The organism is Flavobacterium sp. GQ95 (genome assembly GCF_059758655.1).
Genome location: NZ_JCAXEB010000001.1, coordinates 857,344 through 882,037 on the forward strand (window position 1 = coordinate 857,344; position 24,694 = coordinate 882,037).

Here is a 24,694-nt window from a genome sequence, read left to right on the forward strand (position 1 = left end):
TACTAAAAAACTACTATGCATGCATATTTTTAACATAAAAATTTCGCATAGTTCTAAATTTTAACTGTTAAAATTTAATTTAGCTTAAAATTTACCTGCAACTTCTCTAATTCCTGTAATAACTCCGTAGAAATTCTCACTTTTAGTCTTCTGCTTGGCATGGTTAATTTCGTTACTACTTTTATTTCTTCAACTTCTTTTAGCTCCTGAATTTTGGTTTCTCCTAATGGCGAATCAACATCTTCATTTTCATTTTCATCTGCAAAAACAGCGTCTTCAGTTTCTTCAAAGTCAGTATTGGTTTCGACCTCAACCAAACGTTTTATGTTTTCTAATTCCATGATCTCAAAAGTCACTGTATTATCTCCTTTATAAGCATTAAATAAATGACTCAGTGTATGAATGAAATCAGTTTGCAAATCTTTAATATTCAACAGCAGAATTAGCTTTTTAGCAAAAACCTCTAATATATCCTGCAATTGCCTAACCTCAACAAACTGCAATCTTGGTTCTGATTTTTTGCCTGTATCGTGATTTACCCAGCCATCTTTTATTAAAACTTTCAGGTAGGCAAAATTATTCTGAATCAGGAAATGCCTGAATTTTAAATATTCTTCGCCAAAAATCTTAAACTCATAACTTTCATCGTATCCCTCTAAGTTAAATACTGCCCAGCCTTTTCCATTTTTGGCTACACGATGCTGCACGTTATTAATAATTCCGGCAAAATTTAGATTTTTACCCACATATAGCTCCATGCTTTTCAATGCCTCTAATCTGGCATTACAGAAGTATTTCATCTCAAATCTAAAATCATCTAAAGGATGACCCGAAATATAAATCCCGACAACTTCTTTTTCTTTGGCTAGTTTTTCCATTGTACTCCAGTCTTCACACGGAGGCACGACAGGCTCGGCAATCTGAACTTCACTTGCTTCACCAAACAAACTTACCTGGGATGAATTCTCGTTTTCCTGAAACTTTGACCCGTAGCGTATCGCTTTTTCATAAAACGTAATTCCGTCACCATCATCATGAAAATACTGCGCTCTTGTAGTTCCTTCAAAAGAATCGAAACCTCCGGCCAAAGCCAGATTTTCAATCGCTTTTTTATTGGCAGCGCGCAAATCAATTCGCTTCGCTAAATCAAAAATCGATTTATATCTGCCGTCTTTTCTGTTTTCCACAATTGTTGCCACAGCTCCGGAACCTACACCTTTAATCGCTCCCATTCCAAAACGAACAGCGTAACTATCGTTTACTGTAAACTTATAATACGACTCATTCACATCCGGACCCAAAACCTGCAATCCCATACGTTTACATTCTTCCATGAAAAACGAAACTTGTTTGATATCGTTCATATTATTCGAAAGCACCGCCGCCATATATTCTGCAGGATAATGCGCTTTTAAATATGCTGTTTGGTACGCGATCCAGGCGTAACAAGTAGAGTGCGATTTATTGAAAGCGTAACTCGCAAATGCTTCCCAGTCTTTCCAGATTTTCTCTAAAATTTTGGCATCGTGACCTTTTAGGGCAGCCTGTTCAACAAATTTCGGTTTCATTTTATCCAGAACGTCCTTTTGTTTTTTACCCATCGCTTTACGCAAAACGTCGGCCTCACCTTTTGTAAAACCAGCCAGCGATTGCGACAAAAGCATTACCTGCTCCTGGTAAACTGTAATTCCGTAAGTTTCTCCTAAATATTCTTCACAAGCATCTAAATCGTATTTGATTTCCTCTTCTCCATTTTTTCTTCGAACAAAAGACGGAATATATTCTAAAGGCCCCGGACGATACAAGGCGTTCATGGCAATTAAATCTCCAAAAACTGTCGGCTTCAGATCTTTCATGTATTTCTGCATTCCGGGTGACTCGTATTGGAAGATTCCAACCGTTTCTCCCCTTTGGAAAAGCGCATACGTTTCAACATCGTCAATAGGAAAAGTATCCGGATCTAAATCAATATTTGTTCTGTATTTTACCAGCTTAACCGTATCTTTTATTAAGGTAAGGGTCTTCAGACCCAGGAAGTCCATTTTTAGTAATCCGGCACTTTCAGCAACCGAGTTATCAAACTGCGTTACATATAAATCAGAATCTTTTGCGGTTGTAACCGGAACGAAATTTGTAATATCCGATGGCGTGATAATTACACCACAGGCGTGAATTCCGGTATTTCGCATCGAACCTTCAAGGATTTTTGCCTGCTGAATGGTTTCTCCAGCCAAATCATCTTCATTAGCAATGGCTATCAATTCTTTTACATTCTCGAATTCATCAGAACGAAGCGCTTTTTTAACTTCATCTTCGTTTTCAGAAATAAAACGCGCCAAATTCCACTTCGACGGCATCATTGCCGGAATCAGTTTTGCAATTCTGTCGGCTTCAAATAAAGGTAAATCCAATACACGTGCCGTATCACGAATCGCTGATTTGGTTGCCATTTTACCATAAGTGATAATCTGTGCTACCTGATTTTTCCCGTATTTATTGATTACGTAATCCATAACACGACCACGGCCTTCGTCATCAAAATCGATATCAATATCGGGCATGGATACACGATCCGGATTCAGGAAACGCTCAAAAAGCAAATCGTACTTAATCGGATCAATATTGGTAATTCCTAAACAGTAAGCAACGGCCGATCCGGCCGCAGATCCACGACCCGGCCCTACCGAAACGTCCATATTTCTTGCCTCCGCAATGAAATCCTGAACGATCAAAAAGTAACCCGGATATCCGGAATTTGAAATCGTTAGCAACTCAAAATCCAAACGTTCCTCAATCGACTCTGTAATTTCACCATATCTCTTTTTCGCACCCACCATGGTAAGGTGTCGCAGATATTTATTTTCACCTCTTACACCTCCATCGGCTTCATCTTCGGGAACAATAAATTCTTCCGGAATATCAAATTTTGGAAGCAATACATCACGATAAAGTGAATAACCTTCAACTTTATCAACGATTTCCTGAATATTGATAATCGCTTCGGGCAAATCGGCAAAGAGTTTTTTCATCTCTTCTTCCGACTTATAATAATATTCCTGATTTGGCAATCCGTAACGATAACCACGGCCACGGCCAATTGGTGTTGCCTGTTTTTCACCGTCTTTTACACACAATAAAATATCGTGCGCATTAGCATCTTCCTTATTTAAATAGTAAGTATTATTGGTCGCAATTAATTTGACATTGTGCTTCTGAGAAAATTCAATCAGAGTTTTGTTTACACGATTTTCATCTTCCTGATTGTGGCGCATGACTTCCAGATAGAAATCATCTCCAAATTGTTCTTTCCACCAAATCAAAGCTTCTTCGGCCTGGTTTTCACCAATGTTCAGAATTTTACTCTGGATTTCTCCGTATAAATTTCCGGACAAAACCATGATATCTTCCTTGTATTTTTCGATGATATTTCGATCAATTCTCGGAACATAATAAAAACCTTCTGTAAATGCGATCGACGACATTTTTGCCAGATTATGATAACCGTTTTTATTTTTGGCTAATAACACAACCTGATTTCCGTTGTCTTTTTTGCTTTTATCTAAGTGATTCTCACAAACATTAAATTCGCAACCTACAATTGGTTTTATTTCCGTTTCTGTTGGCTCCTCTCCAGCTTCCACCAAAGCTTTGTTTTTTCCGGATGCCGCTTTATTGTGGTTCATAACAGCGCTCACAAAATGGAAAGCTCCCATCATGTTTCCTGTATCTGTCATAGCAACCGCCGGCATTCCATTTTTGGCTGTAGCAGCAACAATATTCCCAATTCCTATAGTCGATTGAAGAACTGAAAACTGTGTATGATTGTGTAAATGCGCGTATTTTGCTGCTTTAAAATCGGCTCTGTCAGAGGCCGAAACCGTAGTTTGCACATCATCAACCTGTAAAGCTTTAATTTGCTCCCTGATTTTATCAGAAGCGGCTTTTAAATTGATGTGTTTTAATCCGATTAAAGGAAATTCCTGTGGATTTCTATCTTGAAATTCCTTAAAATAATCCTTCGGAACATCTAATTCTTCTTTAGTAAAAACCTCTCTTCTGATTAACTCTAAAAAACAACGCGTAGTTGCTTCAACGTCGGCAGTTGCGTTGTGCGCTTCCGCAAAAGGTTTATTAAAAAGATAGCTGTGTAACTCTGTTAAAGTAGGTAATTTGAATCTTCCTCCACGACCTCCGGGAAGCTGTAATAATGAAGCAGTAACTTCAGTACAGGTATCCAAAACCGGCATCGTACTCATTGGAGAATCCACGCCCATTCTATGGAATTCAGCTCCCATAATATTAACGTCGAAACCTAAATTCTGACCAACAATAAATTTGGTTTTGCTTAAAGCGATATTGAATTTCTCCAAAACTTCTGCCAGCGTGATTCCATCGGCTTCAGCCAATTCAGTCGAAATTCCGTGAATACGTTCGGCATCGTACGGAATATTAAATCCGTCCGGTTTTACCAAATAATCCTGATGTTCAACAAGCGTCCCCATTTCGTCATGCAACTGCCATGCGATCTGAATACAGCGAGGCCAGTTATCAGAATCGGTTATTGGGGCGTCCCAGCGTTTTGGTAATCCGGTTGTTTCGGTATCGAATATTAAATACATACGTTTAAATAGCAAAAATTAAATTCCAAATTCCAATTTTTCCAATATAAACATTTGATTATATGGAGGATAAAAAATCACCTTATAGAAAATGGAGGAGGTTCAAATTTACGCTTTTTTTACAGAAATAACGAAGCGAAAGTTGTTAACAAAAGCATCGAATTTCATTTTTTGAAGCTAAAAACTTCGATTATTCATTTTGGATACTCATTGCACCAAAATGAACACTTTTAAATTGCACTCTATCCTGAACTTTGCCTCAACAATTTAAAACAATTCATTATGAAAACTATTTTTATTACAGGCGCTTCTTCAGGATTAGGAAAAGCTACAGCAAAATTATTCCATAAACAAGGATGGAATGTAATCGCAACAATGAGAAATCCTGAAAAGGAAACAGAACTTTCCGGTTTAAAAAATGTAACGCTATTACCATTGGATGTTACCAATTATGATCAAATACAAAGTACGGTTCAAAAAGCTCTTGAATTGGGAGATATTGATGTTGTTTTTAACAACGCAGGATATGGTTTAATTGGTCCCTTAGAAAGCTTTAACGACGATCAGATCACAAAACAACTTAACACTAACTTATTAGGAGTAATTCGTGTTACCAATGCTTTTATTCCCTATTTCAGAGAAAGAAAAAGCGGATTATTCATCTCAACTACTTCTATCGGCGGATTGATTGCTTTTCCTTTAGGCTCTGTTTATCACGCAACCAAATGGGCATTGGAAGGCTGGAGTGAAAGTATGGCTTATGAATTAAATTCCTTTGGAGTAAATATAAAAACAGTTTCTCCGGGCGGTATCAAAACAGAATTCCTTCATGGCTCGCTTGATTCAGGAACTAAACCTGAATACGAAGCAATGACAAACAGCTTATTTGCAAGTGTTGATACCATGTTTGAAATGGCATCGACTCCGGAACAAATTGCCGATGTAGTTTATGAAGCTGCAACAGATGGAAAAATCCAACTGAGATATGTAGCGGGAGAAGACGCTAAAGCGCTGTACAAACAAAGACTAGAACAAGGCGATGAAGTTTTTCGCGCTGCATTGGGAAAACAATTTCTGGGAGCATAATTTATTACTGATACCGTTCAGGTTTTGATCATCTGTACGGTATTAGTTTTTATTTTTTTATACATTTATATCATGGAAAAGAAAAACAATAATCCGAAAAGAATTTCCTCTATATCTCAATTTCATAGTTTATTTAACTTATCAAAACCACTTCATCCGCTGATCACTTTGGTTGATAATACCAAACTGGTTATAAATGCTGATTTAACTAATAATCATTTCCTGCTCGATTTTTATAAAATATCCTATAAATATTCTACTAATGGAAAAATGGGCTACGGCCAGGGTTATTATGATTTTAATGAAGGCGGATTAATGTTTACATCTCCCAATCAATTGATTTTTACCGATAATCAAGAAGGAATTGAATATTTTGGCTATACACTGCTTTTTCATCCGGACTTTATTAGAAATTATCCTTTAGGGAAAACCATCAAAAAATATGGCTTCTTCTCCTACGATACCAACGAAGCGCTACATCTTTCTGACACTGAAAAAACAACTATCATAGGATTATTAAACAGCATTGATAACGAACTTCACACCGCGATAGACGAAATGAGTCAGGACGTAATCGTTTCCTATATTGACGTTTTACTTAATTATAGCAATCGTTTTTACAAACGCCAATTCATCACACGAAAAACAATCAGCAGTGATTTATTAGTCAAAGTAGAAGAAACACTTGACAATTATCTGAATAATGCCGAAACCTTAAAAAGAGGATTACCTACAGTCGATTTTCTTGCTTCACAAATTAATGTTTCCACACATTACCTAAGCGACATGCTCCGGAATTTAACCGGACAAAATGCACAACAACACATTCATTCCAAATTGATTGAAAAATCTAAGGACTTCCTCATTTCTACCAATCTTTCGGTAGCCGAAATAGCCTATCAACTTGGTTTTGAATATCCTCAATCATTCAGTAAACTATTCAAAAAGAAAACCAGCCTGACACCATTAGAGTTTAAAAATTCACTGAATTAGTTTTTGAATAAATTCTCACCATATTCCAACTCAATTTTCCTCTTAAAATTCATAAATTTTCATAAAAATACACTTCTTGGATGTCGTAGTATTTGAATTAAAATTGAACTTACCAATATCCATTCTAAATTGATTTTTCAGCCTTCAAAATCATATTAATTGACAACTTCTCAAATTCTTCTAAAGAATCAAAAACTAACAATTATTACTATTTTTATTCATTTTGTTACATTTTTTAGAACAAAAACCTATTTTTCATATTGATTTTGAGATAAATTTGCAAACTATTAAAATTAAAAGCAATCCAGTCAAAATTAATCTAAAAAAGAAAAACAAAAGTGATTTATCATTCATTTTCCGACCAAAATTAAACGGATAAATTACGAATAGCAATTTGTATTTAGTTTGGGTATCGTATATAATGAAATATTGAAATTGACCACTTTGTATCTTTTTTTACTTTTGTTTTGCTATTATCAGAAAATTGCTGTGATTATAGAAATTACAATTAAAAAAAATAAAAAATGAGTAAGACATTATTTGACAAAGTGTGGGATTCACATGTAGTGCGTAAAATTGAAGATGGACCAGATGTGTTTTTTATTGACCGTCATTTCATTCATGAAGTTACGAGTCCTGTTGCTTTTTTAGGATTAAAAGCCAGAGGCGTTAAGGTTCTTTACCCAGAGCGTACTTTTGCAACTGCAGATCACAATACACCAACCATAAACCAACATTTACCAGTTGAAGATGCACTATCTGCCAATCAGCTTAAAGCGCTTGAAGATAATGCTGCCGAATACGGAATTTCACACTGGGGATTAGGTCACATTAAAAATGGAATTGTACACGTAGTTGGTCCTGAAAACGGAATTACTTTGCCAGGTGCTACTATTGTTTGTGGAGATTCACATACCTCTACTCACGGTGCTTTTGGAGCTATTGCTTTTGGTATCGGAACTTCTGAGGTTGAGATGGTGCTTTCTACACAATGTATCATGCAGCCAAAACCAAAGAAAATGCGTATCAACGTAAACGGTCAATTGAGTAAAGGTGTTGGTCCAAAAGATGTTGCACTTTATATTATTGCACAATTAACTACTTCTGGAGGAACGGGTTATTTTGTTGAGTACGCCGGAGATGTTTTCGAAAACATGACTATGGAAGGCCGTATGACGGTTTGTAACCTAAGTATCGAAATGGGTGCGCGTGGTGGAATGATCGCGCCTGACCAAAAGACTTTTGATTTCCTTGAAGGAAGATTATATGCTCCAAAAGGAGAAGCCTGGACTAAAGCTGTTGAATATTGGAAAACACTTAAAACTGATGCTGATGCTGTTTTTGATGCTGAATTAAACATCAACGCTGCAGACATTGAGCCAATGATTACTTATGGTACTAACCCTGGAATGGGAATTGGTATCTCTAAACATATTCCGAATGCCAACCAGGTTGAAGGAGGTGAGGAAACTTACAAAAAATCGCTTGCTTACATGGGCTTCCAGGAAGATGATGTGATGATTGGAAAACCAATTGATTATGTTTTCTTAGGAAGTTGTACAAACGGACGTATTGAAGATTTTAGGGCTTTCGCCGAAATTGTAAAAGGAAGAAAAAAAGCTGATAATGTTACGGCTTGGTTAGTTCCGGGTTCTCACGTAGTTGAAGCTCAAATTAAAGAAGAAGGTATTTTAGATATCTTAACTGAAGCTGGTTTTGTATTACGTCAGCCAGGATGTTCAGCATGTTTGGCAATGAACGATGATAAAGTTCCAGCTGGAAAATATGCGGTGAGTACATCAAACAGAAACTTTGAAGGTCGTCAGGGTCCTGGTTCAAGAACATTATTAGCGAGTCCAATTATGGCTGCCGCTGCTGCTGTTACAGGAAAACTAACTGATCCGAGAGAATTATTTTAATTCCGCTGTAAGCTTTAAGCAATAGGCTTTAAGCTAAAATTCAATACTAAAATAAACGCTGTAGAAAAAAGCTTAAAGCTTATTGCCTACAGCCTAAAGCAAAACAAAAATGGCATACGATAAATTTAATATACTTACCAGCAGTGCAGTGCCACTGCCAATTGAGAACGTAGATACGGATCAAATTATTCCGGCTCGTTTCCTGAAAGCGACAAAACGTGAAGGTTTTGGCGACAATCTTTTTAGAGACTGGAGATATAACGGAGATGATACCCCAAAAGCTGATTTCGTTTTAAACGATTCAACTTACAACGGAAAAATCCTGGTTGGAGGAAAAAACTTTGGTTCAGGATCTTCAAGAGAACATGCTGCGTGGGCAGTTTACGATTATGGTTTTAGAGCTGTAGTTTCGAGTTTCTTTGCTGATATCTTCAAAGGAAACTGTTTGAATATTGGTGTTTTGCCAGTTCAGGTTAGCCCGGAATTTGCTGATACAATCTTTAAAGCGATCGAAGCTGATCCTAAAACAGAATTAGAAATCAACTTGCCAAACCAAACGATTACTTTATTGGCAACTGGTCAATCAGAATCTTTTGCAATTAACGGATACAAAAAGAATAACATGATTAATGGCTTCGATGACATTGATTATTTACAAAATATTAAAGAAGATATTGTGGCTTTCGCCGATAAACTTCCTTACTAAAAAATAACCTATAAAAATGCAGTTACTAAAAACTTCTCCTTTTGGGTTGGGTTTAGTAACTGCATTTGATTTAATTTTTGAATTGATATTGAAGCATTAATTGAACAAACTTTTCCAAAAATGAACGACAACAACATTGTATTACCTAAATGGTATTCAGAAATCAAAACTGGTTCTGAAAAAATTTCGTTTTCAATGCCATCAGATTTACAAACGGGGAGTTTGCTCAGAACATTAATTGCAACAAAAAAAGACGGCCACTTTTTAGAATTAGGAACCGGAACCGGATTATCACTTGCGTGGATGGTTGAAGGAATGAGTGAAAACTCAAAATTGATTTCAATTGACAATTCAGCAGAATATCAAAACATTGCAAAAAAATATTTTCAAAAATCAAATATTTCATTCGTTTGTGAAGATGCTGAAAAATGGATTTTAAACTATAAAGGTTTAAAATTTGATTTGATTTTTGCAGATGCCTGGCCTGGCAAATATGTAGTTTTAGATGAAACCCTAAACTTATTGAATTCAGGAGGCATCTATTTAATAGACGATATGTTGCCTCAAAGAAATTGGCCGGCAAATCACGACAAAAACGTTGAAAAGCTTATTCTGGAATTAGAAAAAAGACAAGACATTCAATTAACAAAAATGTGCTGGTCGACAGGTTTAATTCTGATAACGAAAAAATAGAATATTCAGATTACTCATGCTTATTAAAAGCAAACAATATTAAAATGGAAAAAAGAAAAATTGAAATAATGGACACGACGCTCCGTGATGGTGAACAAACCTCAGGAGTATCCTTTTCTGCTGCAGAAAAATTGACCATTGCACAATTATTGTTGGAGGAATTAAATATTGACAGAATCGAAATTGCTTCTGCCCGCGTAAGCGAAGGCGAATTTCAGGCTGTAAAAGGCATTACGACCTGGGCAACTGAAAAAGGGTATATCAACCGAATTGAAGTACTTTCGTTTGTAGACGGAGGAGTTTCTATCGAATGGATGAAAAAAGCAGGCGCCAAAGTGCAAAATTTGTTGACCAAAGGTTCAATGAATCACTTAACGCATCAATTGAAAAAAACACCGGAACAACACTTTTCAGAAATCGCACAAATCATCGCTTTAGCAAAAGAAAATAATATTGAAACCAATGTTTATCTGGAAGACTGGAGCAACGGAATGCGAAATTCCCCCGATTATGTATTTCAGTTTCTGGATTTCTTAGCCACTCAGCCTATTAAAAGAATTTTATTGCCTGATACTTTAGGCGTTTTAATTCCGTCTTTTACATTCGAATTTATTTCAAAAATCAGAGCAAAATATCCAACCATTCATTTTGATTTTCACGCGCATAACGACTACGATTTAAGCGTTGCCAATGTTATGGAAGCGATAAAAGCCGGTATAAACGGACTTCACGTAACCGTAAACGGAATGGGAGAACGTGCAGGAAATGCGCCGCTTGAAAGTACTGTTGCAGTAATAAATGACTATTTGCCGGAAGTTAGCATCAATATTAAGGAAACCTCTTTATATACCGTAAGTAAGCTGGTTGAAACTTTTACCGGATATAGAATTCCTGCCAACAAGCCAATTGTCGGCGATAATGTTTTCACGCAAACTGCCGGAATTCACGCTGACGGTGACAATAAAAATAATTTATACTTTAATGATTTACTTCCGGAACGTTTCGGAAGAAAAAGAAAATACGCTTTAGGAAAAACTTCCGGAAAAGCCAATATCGAAAAAAATCTTCAGGAATTAGGTTTGAAATTAAACCAGGAAGATTTGAAATTGGTTACCCAAAGAATCATTGAACTGGGCGATAAAAAAGAAACCGTTACCAAGGAAGATTTACCATACATTATCTCTGATGTTCTGGACAGCCATACTTACGAAGAAAAAATTACAATCGAGTCCTATATATTAGTACACTCAAAAGGAATGCGTCCGTCAACTACTTTGCTTTTAAAAATTGATGGCGAAGTCATTGAGGAAAATGCTCAGGGCGATGGTCAGTTTGATGCTTTTATGAATGCTTTATCAAAAATTTACAAAAGCAAAAAGCTAACGCTTCCTAAATTAATTGATTACGCCGTAAGAATTCCGCCCGGAAGTAGTTCTGATGCTTTGTGCGAAACGATCATCACCTGGGTAAACAACGAAAAAGAATTTAAAACCCGCGGTTTAGATTCGGATCAAACCGTTGCGGCGATTATTGCGACGCAAAAAATGCTTAATGTAATAGCCTAAGGTACTAAGTTGCTAAGATTCTAAGGTTCTAAGTTTTTCTTTGAACTTAGAATCTTAACAACTCAGAAACTTTGAAACATAAAAACCTAAAAACAATTATAAATTAGAATTCTGACTAACTAAGATAAAAACTTAGAATCTTAGAAACTCAGAATCTTAGAAACTTTAAAAAAAATGAAATTTAACATAGCCCTTTTAGCCGGTGACGGAATCGGACCAGAAGTAATAAATGAAGCTGTAAAAGTATCTGATGCTATTGCAAAAAAATTCAATCACGAAATAACATGGACACCGGCTCTTACAGGAGCATGCGCTATCGACGCAGTTGGAGTTCCTTATCCTGATGAAACGCACGAAGTTTGTATGAAAGCCGATGCTGTTTTATTTGGAGCAATTGGTCATCCAAAATATGATAATGATCCAAGCGCACCAGTTCGTCCGGAGCAGGGATTATTGTTGATGCGTAAAAAATTAGGATTGTTTGCTAATGTACGTCCAACTTTTACTTTCCCTTCTTTAATTGATAATTCTCCTTTAAAAAGAGAAAGAATCGAAGGAACTGATTTGGTTTTCTTAAGAGAATTAACTGGCGGAATCTACTTTGGAGAAAAAGGAAGAAGAGACAATGGAGAAACTGCTTTTGACAACTGTGTTTACACAAGAGCTGAAGTACAACGTTTAGCAAAAAAAGGTTTTGAATTAGCCATGACAAGAAGCAAAAAACTATGCTGTGTTGATAAGGCAAACGTTTTGGAAACTTCACGTTTATGGAGAGAAACAGTTCAGGCAATGGAAAAAGATTACCCTGAAGTTACAGTTTCATACGAATTTGTTGATGCTGTTGCCATGAGATTGGTTCAATGGCCAAACTCTTATGATGTATTAATTACTGAAAATTTATTCGGAGATATTTTAACTGACGAAGCGTCTGTAATTTCAGGTTCTATGGGATTAATGCCTTCTGCTTCTGTTGGAGAACATACATCCTTATACGAACCAATCCACGGATCTTACCCACAAGCTACCGGATTAAATATTGCTAATCCATTAGCGACTATTTTATCCGCAGCCATGATGTTCGAAGATGCTTTCGGATTAAAAGACGAAGCTGAAGCCATTAGAGCAGTTGTAAATAAATCATTAGAACAAGGAATTGTTACTGAAGATTTAGCTCCAAAAGGATCAAAAGCATACAAAACCAGTGAAGTTGGAGATTGGCTTGTAGAAAACTTATAGTTAATTTTTGTTTCAGGTTTCAGGTTTTCCAACTTGAAACTTGAAACAAATCAAACCTGAAACAAAATTTACCACATAAAAAAAGGGATCAACTTTCGTTGATCCCTTTTATATATTTAGAAAAAAATATTAATATCCTCCTCTGTTACCACCACGGTCATTTCCACCACGGCTGTTTCCTCCACCATAACCTCCGCGTGAATCTCCACCACGACTGTTATTGTTGAAGCTTCTTCTTTCGCCTTCTGGTTTCGGTTCAGATTTATTAACCACAATTGCACGACCTTGAACAGTAGCTCCGTTCAATTCATCAATTGCTTTTTGAGCTTCAGCATCGTTTGGCATCTCAACAAAACCAAAACCTTTGCTTCTTCCTGTAAATTTATCAGTAATGATCTTAACTGAATCTACTGCTCCGTAAGCCTCGAAAGACTCTCTTAAATCTGCTTCCTCAATACTGAATGGAAGGCTTCCAACAAAAATGTTCATATGTACTTATTTATAATAATGTAGCAAATGTAGTCTTATTTTTCCGTAATCTACTATATATTAGTTTATTTATGTTTTTATTTTGATTTAAAAAGACAAAATCAACCAAAACCAAATGATTGTAAATTAAAAACTTAAAAAAATTAGTACTCTAAATTAGATGGAAATGGGATTTTATAAAAAACCCCTTCGGTAAAAATAACTTTAGAATTTTCAGTATCAGTTGCATCTTTGTTCAAGGCCGTAAATTTAAAAGTTCCTGAAATGGTCTTGTTTTCAGTATCATAATCGGTAATCACAATTTGACCACTTCCCTTATTTGTACTGGTTGCAAAATCTGCCAATTGTCCCGGAAATGTATTTGAATAAGATGCCGTTGAAACATCATCTACGCCAAGAACATAGGTTTTCTCGGCTGTGAATGGAATTTTTAAAATCACTTTTTCATATCCCAAATCACCTTCTATTATTACATTCCCATTTGTTAACGTATTTGCCTTATACCCACTTGCTCTCCAAAAAACGTTATCCTTCAAGCCTTGAAAAGCAGGATTATTGAACTTAACATCTTCAGTACAAGATGTAATGATAAAAAGAAGTGATAGGAAATAAAAGATTTTTTTCATGTAGAATGAATTTGATACAAAAGTACCTTATTTGAAATAAATATTTAAAAAATTGATTATAAAAACCTTAAAAAATGGCAAAAATTTACCTGAAATATATTTAATACTGTTTGGAACGTATAATTCACAAAAAAATTATATCTTTGCGCCCTTAATTAACAGAGGTCGAGTACCTCAAAATTTAATCATAAGATTATGTCAGTAAAAATTAGATTACAAAGACACGGTAAAAAACAAAAACCTTTTTACTGGGTTGTAGCTGCAGATGCACGCTCAAAAAGAGATGGTAAATACTTAGAGAAAATCGGTACTTACAATCCAAACACAAACCCTGCAACTATCGAATTAAACATTGATAGCGCTGTAAAATGGTTGCACAATGGTGCACAGCCAACTGATACTGCCAGAGCAATTCTTTCTTACAAAGGTGCTTTATTGAAACACCACCTTGATGGAGGTATTCGTAAAGGTGCTTTAACTCAAGAACAAGCTGATGCTAAATTAGCTGCCTGGTTAGATGCTAAAGCTGGAAAAGTTGATGCTAAAAAAGACGGTTTAACAAAAGCGCAAGCTGATGCTAAAGCTAAAGCTTTTAAAGCAGAACAAGAAGTTAACGCTAAACGTTTAGCTGCTGCAGCTCAGGCTGAAGCTGATGCTATCGCTGCTGCAACTCCTGCAGTTGAAGAAGAAGAAGTTGCTGAAGTTGAAGCGGAAGCTGCTACTGAAGAAGCTCCTGCTGCTGAAGAAAATAACGAAACAACTGAAGCATAATTTTACTTAGCGAGAATGCGTAAAGAAGATTGTTTTTATTTAGGTAAAATCGCTAAAAAATTTAGTTTCAAAGGTGAAGTTCTGGCTTATTTAGACACGGACGAACCTGAGTTATACGAAAATCTGGAATCAGTGTTTGTTGAATGCAACAAACACCTGGTTCCTTTTTTTATTGAAAAAAGTTCATTGCACAAAAACGATTTTCTCAGGATCCGTTTTGAAGACATGAACACTGAAGAAGATGCAGATGCTATAATGGGCAATGCTATTTATCTTCCTTTAAATATGCTGCCAAAACTTTCCGGCAACAAATTTTATTTCCACGAGGTTATTGGTTTTGAAATCGAAGACCAACGTGTAGGCGTTTTTGGAAAAATCGTCGCTGTAAATGATACTACTGCACAACCACTTTTTGAAGTTTTAAATGGTGAAGTCGAAATGCTAATTCCGATGATTGACCATTTCCTTGTAAAAATTGACCGAGAAAACAAGAAGGTTATCATGAATCTTCCAGAAGGATTGGTGGAAATGTACTTGTAAAAAGTTTTCAGTTTTCTGTCGCAGTTTTCAGTTGCTCGCTATTTCATAAATCTTTATTTTAAATTTTTCAGCAATGTCTAAATTCACTTTCAAGCAATTTTCTATCGAACAAGATAAAACCGCTATGAAAGTAGGAACTGACGGTGTTTTACTAGGAGCCTGGACTCCAATTCATCACAATCCGTTTAGCATTTTAGATGTTGGTGCAGGAACAGGAATTATCGCTTTGATGCTTGCCCAGCGAACTCATGCGGAACAAATTGATGCTCTTGAAATTGACGAGGATGCGTATGAACAGGCAGTAGAAAATTTTGAAAATTCTCCTTGGGGTGATCGTTTATTTTGCTTTCACGCCGGTCTGGATGAATTTATTGAAGAACCTGAAGATGAATATGATCTGATTGTTTCGAATCCACCTTTTTATGCTGAAGATTATAAAACAGAAAATGAACATCGCGATTTAGCCCGTTTTCAGGATGCTATGCCTTTTGAAGAATTAGTAGAAGCAGCCGATTTATTGCTTTCAGAAAACGGAATATTCGCTTTAATTATTCCTTTCAAGGAAGAAGAAAAATTCATCGCCTTAGCAAAAGAATCTGAATTATATCCAATCAAAATTACGCGTGTAAAAGGAACTCCAAAATCTGAAATCAAGCGCAGTTTATTGGCTTTTAGCCGAAATGAAACTAATGAAATTGAATTCGATGAATTAGTTATTGAAATAGACCGACATGTTTACACTCCTGAATATATTGAATTGACGAAGGAGTTTTATTTGAAGATGTAAAAAGCATCTTTGTCAAAGTTTAAAACTTTGACAAAGATTACATAATTTTTACTTTCCGTTTTTAGCAAATAAAATTGCTCGGTCCAAAACCTCATCTTTTCCTTGCTGAATCCCCAAAATTGTTGGCTTTACTTCAACATCAGGAACGATACCAATGCGTTGGGTTTCTTTTTTATTGGGATAAAAAATACCAAAACCAGTAAATATTGTATTATAACCTTTTATAATTTCAAATCTGCAGGTACCTCCATCAGCACCAGCGGTTTGGCTTCCTATAATTGTTGCGTTTGGCGCTGCTTGTAAACACATTACTAAATGTTCTCCGTGACTTTGCGTTTTTTCATTTTCTAAAATAATCACTTTGCCTTTATAATAATCGGGATTTGTTTTACCGGTTTTTTGATCTTCTCTCCAAATATATCTGCCCGGATAAGTCAAATCAGCGTCAATAAATTTGGCAAAAGCTTTATTTTCCGGATACAAATATGAGGCAAGATCTTCCTCAATATTATCTTCCTGCGGATATTTTCTGGCATCGTAAATAATGGCCTTTGTATTTTTGAATTTTTCCATAACAGCCGGAAGCTCATCGGCTTTAATCGACTCAACATCAACATATCCAATATTATCCTCTAAAAGTTTCCACTTCTCTGTATCATGAAATTGAATTTTTAAATCCTGATATTTATACCTTTTAATGGTTTTATTTGAAATCTTATTTTCACGACTAAATTCAATTCCGATAGATGGTGTTTTTCCATTAAAGACAGCCCAGTAAATATTTTTTAAAATGGCAGGTTTGTTTGATCCTTCGGCATATTTCAGGTTTTCATTAATTAAATCTTCAACCTTTTTTCCGTCTACTTTTGTTATTACATCACCAATTCTAATATCATCATTTTTAGCCAATGAATCGTTTTTGAGATTAACAACCACGGCTTTATTATCAATAAATGCAACATCAAAAGGTGTAAATTTATCTCCAAAATAATCAAACATTTTGCTTGTTTGTGTTGACGCGTGTGTATCGTCCAATTTTATTGATATTTCTCGCATTGCCAGTACAAAATCTTTTTCTGATTCCGGGGAAATAAATCTTGGCAAAATTTCCACCAAAACAGCATCCCAATTTTCATCCATTTTATATTTGTACGGGAAAAAATATTCCATTTGATTCCAATAACGAAAAAGAGCTAAAAGGCGCAAATTTTTATCGGTCCATTTAAAATCAGGATATTTAATTTCATTTTGGACTTTTATATATGGATCTGATGTGTAATAAAATTGTTTGCCCTGAATTCTGTTTTCTTCAATAAATTTTAATTTTTTCGAAAGTGATTTCGAGAATAAATCATTTTTTGAAAACCATGACAAGTCGAAGTTTTTATCAAAATACTCTTTTTTTGAAGTTGATTTAGGCGTTTTATATTCTTTTACTTCTCCTAAAGAAGTTATCCAATTTTCGATTATCAAAGAAAATGCTTCTGAGCTTTGCGCTTCTTCAACCTTTGGTAAAATTTGAAACAATTGTTCGTCCCAATTTTTACTGCCGTCTGTCACATTAGGATGGTAAAATTTTAAAAATCCCCAAACTTTGCAAGTCGCAGCAAGTTTTTGAGTTTCAGTAATGGGTTTTGAAAATGCATTTTGAAATACTAAAATAAGGACAAGAAATAAAGTTTTCTTCATTAGAATGGTTTTTGGTTGGTTAATATAGTTTGTGGTTATTTTTTAAACTTGTTCGAAGATACTCTTAAACTGATATAAAATTCTTTCAATTAATCGTAAATCTTCGGTTACAATTTCAGCAGTTCCTTTCATTTCCTGCTGAAATACAATTTGTTTATTATAAGAAGTTTGTAATCCGTTTGGGAGTGCAACATCCAAAAGCAGATTACCATCTTTATCCGGAACAAGGGAGATATTTTGAATTTTGCCTCTTAATACCCCAAATTCTCTGTCCGGGAAATTGGCCAATCTGATATTAACTTTTTGTCCCACTTTTATTTTACCCGAATTTAATGCCGGAGCTTTTACTTTTCCTATAAAACCATTTTTTGCATCAGGAATAATCGAGAACACATTATCGCCGGAATTTATGGTTTGGTTTTCTGTCCAGACCTGCAAAAAAGTAACCACACCACTTACAGATGATTTTAAGGTATAGGCCAATTCCCAGTCTTTTATAACTTTTTTAAGCTGATAAAATGATTGCGCCATGTTTCTTCCAAGGTTAACTTCTTCTTTAGTGCCGCTTATCTGCGAATTCTGGCTCAATTTTTTGTTATCAATCAAGGAAGACCTTAATTGAGATATTGACGTTAATAAGCCCTTATAACTCTTTTGCGCCTGAAGATAACCCAGTTTTTTAGCTTCCATTTCCTGGGCTGAAATAATTCCTTTATTGAACAGCGTTTCAAAACGGGCAATTTCATTTTTTTGTAGTTGCAATTCACTTTCGTTTAAAACTTTTTGCTGTTGCAAAATATCCAGTCTTTCCTTTATCTGAACCTTCTCAGAAATCTGTGCTCTGTTTTCGACTTCAAAAGGCTGTAAATTTTTATTGAGCTGCTCTGCTTCATAATCTTTTTGAAAAACAGCAAAAGCACTTTCAATTTCTCCCAATTGCTTATTCTTTAATAAAGCAAACGGAAAATTTTTTTCCGAATCGTTGATATTATAATTTTCAACTATACTTTTCAATAAAAAAACATCCTTATAATTTGCCGTATTTTCTATAATGGCTAACGTAGTGTTTTTTGAAACCGTGGCTTTATTTTTTACTAAAATAGCTTCAATTCTCCCCGATGATTTTGACACAATCTTTTCCGGTGGAATATTGGTTGTAATCACAATTTCGGTGTTTACAACATCCGGATATTTTATAAACCAGGAAACAAAAAAGAGTATAAAGATGATGGCAAATATCAAAACAGTTCCCCATCGGATCATCCAATGTGGTACTTTGGTGAGAATGTCCTGAACTTCTTCACTTCTTAATTCGAATGTAGTATTATCTTCTACCATAATTTAATTCCCTAATTGCAATTGATTTTTAACCAACTCAAAATAATTCCCTTTTTGTTCTACCAATGCTGAATGATTTCCAATTTCGATAATTTTTCCTTTATCCAAAACGACAATCTGATCCGCATTCATTACTGTACTGAGTCGATGTGCGATCACGATAACCGTTTTATTTTTAAAAAAGATATCTAGTTTTTGCATAATTGCTTTTTCATTATTAGCGTCTAAGGCTGATGTTGCCTCATCAAAAAATAATATCTCCGGGTTTTTATAAACTGCTCTTGCAATCAATAATCTTTGTTTTTGTCCGGTACTCATTCCCACTCCTTCTGCGCCAATTTTTGTATTGTAACCCAATGGCAGGCCACTAATATATTCTTTTATATTGGCTACATCTGCTGCATATACCAAACGTTCTTTATCTATTTTATCAACTCCAAAAGCAATATTATTAGCAATCGTATCGCTAAAAATGAATCCCTCCTGCATTACTGCGCCAACATTAGATCGCCAGGCTTTTTGAGCAATATTTTTTAGTTGTGCATTTCCAATGTTTATTTCTCCTTTTTCGGGTTCATAAAATTTAAGAAGCAATTTCATAAGGGTTGTTTTGCCGCTTCCGCTAACGCCCACAATTGCCGTTACTTTATTGGCCGGAATCGTTAAATTCAAATCATCCAAAACAGGAATATCGGATCCCAAATAGCGATAAGAAACATTTTTTAGCGTAATATCACAATCAATTGGAACTTCATTTGTCTGATGTACTTCCTGTTGTATTTCATCTTCTTTCTCATGAATTTCAGAAAGTCGTGCCAATGATATTTTGGCATCCTGCAATTCTCTGACAAATTCTATAAGTTGTGTTATTGGTCCATTTAAACTTCCAACAATGGAACTGATTGCCAGCATCATTCCGAGTGTAATTGAGCCGTCGATAACCAATTTAGCCGAAAGAAATATGATGAAAATATTTTTCAATTCATTAATAAAAGAAGAGCCTGTCGTCTGGGTTTGTTCTAAGATCAATCCTTTTATGGAAACCCTGAAAAGTCTTGCCTGAACATATTCCCAACCCCAGCGTTTTTGTTTTTCAGCATTATGAAGTTTAATTTCCTGCATTCCATTGATCAGTTCCATCACCTTACTTTGCTCTTGCGAGACCTCAGCAAAACGTTTGTAATCTAAAATTTCCCTTCTTTTTAAGAATAAAGTTATCCATCCAAAATACAGCAGACTTCCTATAAAAAACACCAGGAATATCTTCAGGTTAAAGTAAGCCAGAACAGCTCCCAAAACAACCATATTAATCATTGAAAACAAGACATTTAAAGATGATGTCGTCAGAATTTTTTCGATACGACGATGATCATTAATGCGCTGCATGATATCACTTGTCATTCGGACATCAAAAAACGAAATTGGCAGATTCATCAGTTTAATAAAAAAATCTGAAATGAGCGAGATATTTATTCGGGTAGAAAGGTGAAGCAAAATCCAGCTCCTGATAAGTTCTAAACCCGTTTTTCCTGCAAAAAGGAATAATTGTGCAAAAAGAATTAAATAAATGAAATGAAGATTTTGATTCTGTATACCAACATCAACAATACTTTGTGTTAGAAATGGCGAAATAAGCATTAATAAACTACTGGCAACCAAACCAATACTTAACTGAGCGAGAAAAGATTTATAACGCAATACATATTGTGATAACAGTCTAAAACCTAATCCTTTATTTTCTTCTTTATCAAATTCAGACTGGTAAAATTTAGGTGCTGCTTCCATCAATAATGCTACACCTTCCTTTGTTGTATTATCGGCATTATTTCCAATCCAGAATTTAATAAAATCTTCTTTACTGTATTCGATGAGCCCAAAACCCGGATCTGAAATATAATAAGTATTTTTCCTGATTTTATAGAGAACTACATAATGATTTTTGTTCCAATGCAAAATACATGGCAAAGGTGCTTCTTGTAATCTCTCTAAATTTAATTTTACGCCTAAAGTCCTAAAACCAATTTTCTCTGCAGCATCACTTAAAAAAAGCAAATTACTTCCCTCACGAGTTGTTTCGCTAATGTCTCGTAAATCCTGAATATTGATTGTTTTGCCGTAATGTTTGGCAATAATTTTCAAACATGTTGGTCCGCAATCTTTAAAATCAGCTTGCTGATAATGCGTAAATTTTTTCAATTTCTAATTAATTTATTCCGGAGCAATTTAAGATTATATTTTTTGATTTAATAGTAAAAAAAAACAGAGAAGAAATAAATCTTCTCTGTCTAACTATCTAAAAAATAAAAATTTAGCAATACAATTTCTCTAGGACATGGCACTGGTTAACCCTAACCAAATAAAATCAACACAGTGACCAATTTCCTGAGAATCCCGACACCAATCATCAATGTTGGGATATTTGCTCAATGTTCCACGATCGAGCGCCTACAAATTCAAAAAAAAACATGACTAAATTTCTGATAAGGCTTTATATTGTAATACTTATAAAAATTAAAAAACCAAAAGCGAATTGTGCTTTAATTTTTAATCAAATTTAATTGCCAATAATTTTTTTCAACCAAAGACTATGCTGCACAATCTTCGTCATTAATCCAGGCCTCACATCTTGAAGATGCTTCTTTTACATTACTAGCAATGATCATTTTTTGCTCATTTGCTGTTAATTCCTGTGTCCCTTCGAGGTTTAAAATATTCTTTAACATAGGTTCTATTTTTTTTGGCTTCAATCCTTTTAAGACATTTGAAGCTTCTGTCTTCTTTCTCTTCTACTCTTATGCGATTTTTTCAAGAACTTCAATATCTTCAATATAATCGTTTAGAAAATATTTCAATTCGTTTAGTTCATACTCGTTCGGGAATAATTTTTCATTTACAATTTTAACCGGTGTATAATTAAAATTATTCTTAGAACACCATTCGTATTGTTTATTAATCTCCTGATTAATCATCATGCTTACAGATTCTACATGCCATTTTTTCAACCATTTTTTCAGGTTCATTTTCTTGATATGCCAATCCGAAATTGCTTCAACCGTTTTTCCGGGTGTTGATCTGTTTATTGTTAAAAGCCTTTCTACAACTGCTTTATATGGATTATCAGTATTCTCCGGATTGATATTAAATAAAACTTTTAAAAATATTCTGTCCGGAAATTTCAAAACCAAATCAAATGCTTCCTGAAATGTCGTATTGCAATGTGCACAACTCGGGCTAATAATTACAGAAAGTTTTACTGCTGCATTTCTGTTACCAAAATTCAACCCTCTCAAATCTTCAAATCCATTTGTATTTATCACTTTTTTGGACAAAAAGTTTAACAAGGAATAATTTCTTTTGAATTTTTTCAGATCTTTAATAGAGTTATCACTTTTCAGTATATTTTTTATCATTGGTTTTGCAACAAGCCACATTGGGACAAGAAGAACCAAAGAAAACAAGAATGGGAATATACTTTCAAAAGCAAAAGTCAGTGTAAAAAAGTCTGATGTAAACCATATTACACTTTGCGTAAAAATTAAGAACGAAACTACCAGACACATTACGCACCATTTTTGAATCTCAAATTTCTGAATCCAAATAGACGATACTATTACAGGAATAGCCAGCATGCTTAAAAATCCGATAAAGATTGCCGAATTAAAAGGGCTCACTAAAATTGAAATCAAACCTGAACCGAAAAAAATCAACGGTAAATCTGAAAAATTAAACATTTTGTTCTGAGTTCCTTCATTGGCATTCATAACAGAATTGCATGAAGAATTGGAGCTCAGATTGCAAAATTTTGAAATTATACTATTTTTAAAACCTAACTTCTCCTGTACTATAAATATGCTAACAATAAGACCTAATATAGATGTTGTTAAAAAAACAAGACTAAACAAATTATAGGTATTATAAAAAAACGATAGCCCAACCAAAAGAAAAAGAGGTAACGAATATTTTAACCAATTATATTCTACTTTTAAATTCTCTCTTGCAATTACATTATTTGGTTCGATCGCTACAATTACTCCATTCCAGTCTAAAAGGAATTTTTCATAAGCCATTTTAAATGGTCCTTTTTTTTCTGTTGTAATACGAACATCATTTTTGGCTTTTTCTACCAATATAAGTTCATCCTGAAAGTATGCTAAAAAATTTGCCGGCAAATCTACTATCTGTTCTTTCGGAACTCTTATTGCTGCGTTTTCTATTGACAAAAGATCTAACGAATCTGTTATCGCAAATAAACTTGGATAATTTGGATGAGAAAGAAACAAATCCTTAAACTCATTTTTTATATCTGAGTATCTATTTATTTGTAAAAATTTTTGGACAAGTTTTAACATCTTTTCGAATCGTTTAAATCATGATTACAGTACAAAGATTAGTGTTTTTATCCAAAAAAAAACGCTCAACACAGACATTTTATCAATTATACTACATACAATTTATAAATTATATCACTCCGAATAAAAGCATAATCAATTGATTAATAAGGTGTTAATAGCATAAGTGTTTCCTAAAAACCCTTAAAACCCTAATCTTGACGAAGCGTTTTCCTTTTTGTCTAGTTTTGGTGTGTAATAATCCTAATACATAATAACATGGCAAATCAAAAATCAAAATTCGAAGATTTCGAAGCAGAAAAATTATCTAAGAACCAACAAAAAACCGTTCGAGGAGGAGATGGGGAAATTGATCCTAATAATCCTGACAAAAAAGGAGGATCAGGTAATCCGTGAGAAAATTCTTAAACAATAATTATTATTCGCACAAGTCCCAAAATTTTGGTTCTTTTGCGAATATTTTTTTTAAAGACTATATTTCTTAGTAATAATCAATTCTCTAAAATTTTGTTCAGTTCTGTTAAACAAATATTATAATAAAAATCCATTTTTTTTAAATATCAATTTTTAAAAGATATTAATAGATTTAGATATTACTTGCGAATTGAGCGGGAGATACACCGGTTCTTTTACGAAAAGACTTCGCAAAAGAAACAGCATTTTTAAAACCTACACTTTCTGCAATAGCCTGTGTAGAATATTTCCTATACATATGATTGGTAATCATTTCATTGATTACATAATTAATTTTTAGTTCATTAGAATATTCACCAAAAGATTTACCAAATCTTTTATTAACCACATAAGATAGATAAGTAGTATTTGTTTTTATTTTTTTAGCAACATATGACAAAGTAAAATCCGGATTTAAGTATTCCAATTTGCTTTCAAGTACTAATAATTTCTCAACAATTTTATTTTCTTTAGCTTCATCAATACTTAAATTAACATTGTCTTTTTTAAGTTGCACATCCTCTGATTCAACCATTTCAATTTCATCAATATAAGAGACCTTTTCTTTTTTCTCTAAATTAGCTTTAAACTCTTCAATTAAGGCATTCATCTTTTTATGTGCCTTATTTTTATCTCTAATGTTTTTTATTAATAAAAATACAATTGTAACAACAAGCAAAACGTAGAAAACTCTTAGTGCCTTATTCCAAAATACTTCATATTTATATTTTTCCTGAATATTCATCATTTCATCACCAACGCTCTCAACTCCAAGCTTATAATTAACTTCCTGGGATTCATCTCTTAGTTTCGTTTGAGATTTGTCATAAGTATC

Annotated in this window: 20 protein-coding genes; 11 read left to right on the forward strand and 9 right to left on the reverse strand. The window is 34.3% G+C overall.

Features of this window, described 5'->3' with window-relative positions; translation table 11 throughout:
* Positions 1–74 precede the first annotated feature (74 nt).
* The gene (gene dnaE / locus AC6CH4_RS03695; RefSeq protein WP_498100262.1) at positions 75–4,619 is read right to left on the reverse strand and encodes a DNA polymerase III subunit alpha; all 4,545 of its coding nucleotides are present in this window, start codon (positions 4,617–4,619) and stop codon (positions 75–77) included.
* A 282-nt stretch (positions 4,620–4,901) separates the two neighbouring features.
* On the opposite strand from dnaE, the gene AC6CH4_RS03700 reads away from it, so the two are divergent.
* The 7 genes from AC6CH4_RS03700 (at position 4,902) to leuB (ending at position 12,817) form a co-directional block, all read left to right on the forward strand.
* Positions 4,902–5,705, forward strand: coding sequence for an SDR family oxidoreductase (locus tag AC6CH4_RS03700; protein WP_498100264.1), 804 nt, complete (start codon positions 4,902–4,904; stop codon positions 5,703–5,705).
* Positions 5,706–5,777: 72 nt separating this feature from the next.
* On the forward strand, positions 5,778–6,698 hold the full coding sequence (locus tag AC6CH4_RS03705) for a helix-turn-helix domain-containing protein (protein ID WP_498100266.1): 921 nt from the start codon (positions 5,778–5,780) through the stop codon (positions 6,696–6,698).
* 524 nt (positions 6,699–7,222) lie between these two features.
* Positions 7,223–8,617 (forward strand): 3-isopropylmalate dehydratase large subunit, encoded by a 1,395-nt coding sequence (leuC, locus tag AC6CH4_RS03710; RefSeq protein ID WP_498100268.1) that lies wholly within the window; start codon positions 7,223–7,225, stop codon positions 8,615–8,617.
* Between the two features lie 109 nt (positions 8,618–8,726).
* Positions 8,727–9,323, forward strand: a complete 597-nt coding sequence (leuD, locus tag AC6CH4_RS03715) for a 3-isopropylmalate dehydratase small subunit (protein ID WP_056189860.1) — start codon at positions 8,727–8,729, stop codon at positions 9,321–9,323.
* Between the two features lie 120 nt (positions 9,324–9,443).
* The gene (locus AC6CH4_RS03720) at positions 9,444–10,016 is read left to right on the forward strand and encodes an O-methyltransferase (RefSeq protein ID WP_498100270.1); all 573 of its coding nucleotides are present in this window, start codon (positions 9,444–9,446) and stop codon (positions 10,014–10,016) included.
* A gap of 44 nt (positions 10,017–10,060) precedes the next feature.
* Complete coding sequence (locus AC6CH4_RS03725; protein WP_498100272.1) at positions 10,061–11,581, forward strand: hydroxymethylglutaryl-CoA lyase-like TIM-barrel protein; 1,521 nt, start codon at positions 10,061–10,063, stop codon at positions 11,579–11,581.
* Between the two features lie 174 nt (positions 11,582–11,755).
* Positions 11,756–12,817, forward strand: coding sequence for a 3-isopropylmalate dehydrogenase (gene leuB / locus AC6CH4_RS03730; RefSeq protein ID WP_498100274.1), 1,062 nt, complete (start codon positions 11,756–11,758; stop codon positions 12,815–12,817).
* 129 nt (positions 12,818–12,946) lie between these two features.
* On the opposite strand, the gene rbp is transcribed toward leuB, so the two are convergent.
* Both rbp and AC6CH4_RS03740 read right to left on the reverse strand, forming a co-directional pair.
* A complete protein-coding gene (gene rbp, locus AC6CH4_RS03735; protein WP_026982652.1) occupies positions 12,947–13,306 on the reverse strand; it encodes an RNA-binding regulator in 360 nt (119 codons plus the stop codon).
* Positions 13,307–13,449: 143 nt separating this feature from the next.
* Positions 13,450–13,932 carry a DUF6252 domain-containing protein gene (locus tag AC6CH4_RS03740; RefSeq protein ID WP_498100276.1) on the reverse strand — a complete coding sequence of 161 codons (483 nt, stop codon included), beginning with the start codon at positions 13,930–13,932 and terminating at the stop codon, positions 13,450–13,452.
* Positions 13,933–14,127: 195 nt separating this feature from the next.
* On the opposite strand from AC6CH4_RS03740, the gene AC6CH4_RS03745 reads away from it, so the two are divergent.
* The 3 genes from AC6CH4_RS03745 to AC6CH4_RS03755 all read left to right on the forward strand — a co-directional run bounded on the left by AC6CH4_RS03745 (position 14,128) and on the right by AC6CH4_RS03755 (position 16,030).
* Complete coding sequence (locus AC6CH4_RS03745; protein WP_498100278.1) at positions 14,128–14,703, forward strand: 30S ribosomal protein S16; 576 nt, start codon at positions 14,128–14,130, stop codon at positions 14,701–14,703.
* A gap of 15 nt (positions 14,704–14,718) precedes the next feature.
* Positions 14,719–15,243, forward strand: a complete 525-nt coding sequence (gene rimM / locus AC6CH4_RS03750) for a ribosome maturation factor RimM (RefSeq protein ID WP_498100280.1) — start codon at positions 14,719–14,721, stop codon at positions 15,241–15,243.
* A gap of 73 nt (positions 15,244–15,316) precedes the next feature.
* Entirely contained in the window at positions 15,317–16,030 is a 714-nt protein-coding gene (locus AC6CH4_RS03755; RefSeq protein ID WP_498100282.1) for a tRNA1(Val) (adenine(37)-N6)-methyltransferase, read from the forward strand.
* Between the two features lie 48 nt (positions 16,031–16,078).
* Here AC6CH4_RS03755 and AC6CH4_RS03760 read toward each other — a convergent pair whose 3' ends face one another.
* The 5 genes from AC6CH4_RS03760 to AC6CH4_RS03780 all read right to left on the reverse strand — a co-directional run bounded on the left by AC6CH4_RS03760 (position 16,079) and on the right by AC6CH4_RS03780 (position 23,406).
* The gene (locus AC6CH4_RS03760) at positions 16,079–17,719 is read right to left on the reverse strand and encodes a S41 family peptidase (RefSeq protein WP_498100284.1); all 1,641 of its coding nucleotides are present in this window, start codon (positions 17,717–17,719) and stop codon (positions 16,079–16,081) included.
* A gap of 42 nt (positions 17,720–17,761) precedes the next feature.
* Positions 17,762–19,057: an HlyD family secretion protein gene (locus AC6CH4_RS03765; protein ID WP_498100286.1), complete on the reverse strand. Its 1,296-nt coding sequence runs from the start codon at positions 19,055–19,057 to the stop codon at positions 17,762–17,764.
* A 3-nt stretch (positions 19,058–19,060) separates the two neighbouring features.
* Entirely contained in the window at positions 19,061–21,253 is a 2,193-nt protein-coding gene (locus tag AC6CH4_RS03770) for a peptidase domain-containing ABC transporter (protein WP_498100288.1), read from the reverse strand.
* A 389-nt stretch (positions 21,254–21,642) separates the two neighbouring features.
* The gene (locus AC6CH4_RS03775; protein WP_498100290.1) at positions 21,643–21,780 is read right to left on the reverse strand and encodes a hypothetical protein; all 138 of its coding nucleotides are present in this window, start codon (positions 21,778–21,780) and stop codon (positions 21,643–21,645) included.
* A 69-nt stretch (positions 21,781–21,849) separates the two neighbouring features.
* On the reverse strand, positions 21,850–23,406 hold the full coding sequence (locus AC6CH4_RS03780; protein WP_498100292.1) for a vitamin K epoxide reductase family protein: 1,557 nt from the start codon (positions 23,404–23,406) through the stop codon (positions 21,850–21,852).
* Between the two features lie 258 nt (positions 23,407–23,664).
* On the opposite strand from AC6CH4_RS03780, the gene AC6CH4_RS03785 reads away from it, so the two are divergent.
* Positions 23,665–23,802, forward strand: a complete 138-nt coding sequence (locus tag AC6CH4_RS03785) for an rSAM-modified peptide (protein ID WP_498100294.1) — start codon at positions 23,665–23,667, stop codon at positions 23,800–23,802.
* A gap of 190 nt (positions 23,803–23,992) precedes the next feature.
* On the opposite strand, the gene AC6CH4_RS03790 is transcribed toward AC6CH4_RS03785, so the two are convergent.
* Positions 23,993–24,394 (reverse strand): helix-turn-helix domain-containing protein, encoded by a 402-nt coding sequence (locus AC6CH4_RS03790; RefSeq protein WP_498100609.1) that lies wholly within the window; start codon positions 24,392–24,394, stop codon positions 23,993–23,995.
* Positions 24,395–24,694: the final 300 nt, after the last annotated feature.

What these genes read in the sequence shown, in the direction of transcription:
- dnaE (WP_498100262.1), bottom strand. Translation starts at nt 4,619, where the DNA reads ATGTATTTAATATTCGATACCGAAACAACCGGATTACCAAAACGCTGG.
- AC6CH4_RS03700 (WP_498100264.1), top strand. Translation starts at nt 4,902, where the DNA reads ATGAAAACTATTTTTATTACAGGCGCTTCTTCAGGATTAGGAAAAGCT.
- AC6CH4_RS03705 (WP_498100266.1), top strand. Translation starts at nt 5,778, where the DNA reads ATGGAAAAGAAAAACAATAATCCGAAAAGAATTTCCTCTATATCTCAA.
- leuC (WP_498100268.1), top strand. Translation starts at nt 7,223, where the DNA reads ATGAGTAAGACATTATTTGACAAAGTGTGGGATTCACATGTAGTGCGT.
- leuD (WP_056189860.1), top strand. Translation starts at nt 8,727, where the DNA reads ATGGCATACGATAAATTTAATATACTTACCAGCAGTGCAGTGCCACTG.
- AC6CH4_RS03720 (WP_498100270.1), top strand. Translation starts at nt 9,444, where the DNA reads ATGAACGACAACAACATTGTATTACCTAAATGGTATTCAGAAATCAAA.
- AC6CH4_RS03725 (WP_498100272.1), top strand. Translation starts at nt 10,061, where the DNA reads ATGGAAAAAAGAAAAATTGAAATAATGGACACGACGCTCCGTGATGGT.
- leuB (WP_498100274.1), top strand. Translation starts at nt 11,756, where the DNA reads ATGAAATTTAACATAGCCCTTTTAGCCGGTGACGGAATCGGACCAGAA.
- rbp (WP_026982652.1), bottom strand. Translation starts at nt 13,306, where the DNA reads ATGAACATTTTTGTTGGAAGCCTTCCATTCAGTATTGAGGAAGCAGAT.
- AC6CH4_RS03740 (WP_498100276.1), bottom strand. Translation starts at nt 13,932, where the DNA reads ATGAAAAAAATCTTTTATTTCCTATCACTTCTTTTTATCATTACATCT.
- AC6CH4_RS03745 (WP_498100278.1), top strand. Translation starts at nt 14,128, where the DNA reads ATGTCAGTAAAAATTAGATTACAAAGACACGGTAAAAAACAAAAACCT.
- rimM (WP_498100280.1), top strand. Translation starts at nt 14,719, where the DNA reads ATGCGTAAAGAAGATTGTTTTTATTTAGGTAAAATCGCTAAAAAATTT.
- AC6CH4_RS03755 (WP_498100282.1), top strand. Translation starts at nt 15,317, where the DNA reads ATGTCTAAATTCACTTTCAAGCAATTTTCTATCGAACAAGATAAAACC.
- AC6CH4_RS03760 (WP_498100284.1), bottom strand. Translation starts at nt 17,719, where the DNA reads ATGAAGAAAACTTTATTTCTTGTCCTTATTTTAGTATTTCAAAATGCA.
- AC6CH4_RS03765 (WP_498100286.1), bottom strand. Translation starts at nt 19,057, where the DNA reads ATGGTAGAAGATAATACTACATTCGAATTAAGAAGTGAAGAAGTTCAG.
- AC6CH4_RS03775 (WP_498100290.1), bottom strand. Translation starts at nt 21,780, where the DNA reads ATGTTAAAGAATATTTTAAACCTCGAAGGGACACAGGAATTAACAGCA.
- AC6CH4_RS03780 (WP_498100292.1), bottom strand. Translation starts at nt 23,406, where the DNA reads ATGTTAAAACTTGTCCAAAAATTTTTACAAATAAATAGATACTCAGAT.
- AC6CH4_RS03785 (WP_498100294.1), top strand. Translation starts at nt 23,665, where the DNA reads ATGGCAAATCAAAAATCAAAATTCGAAGATTTCGAAGCAGAAAAATTA.
- AC6CH4_RS03790 (WP_498100609.1), bottom strand. Translation starts at nt 24,394, where the DNA reads ATGGTTGAATCAGAGGATGTGCAACTTAAAAAAGACAATGTTAATTTA.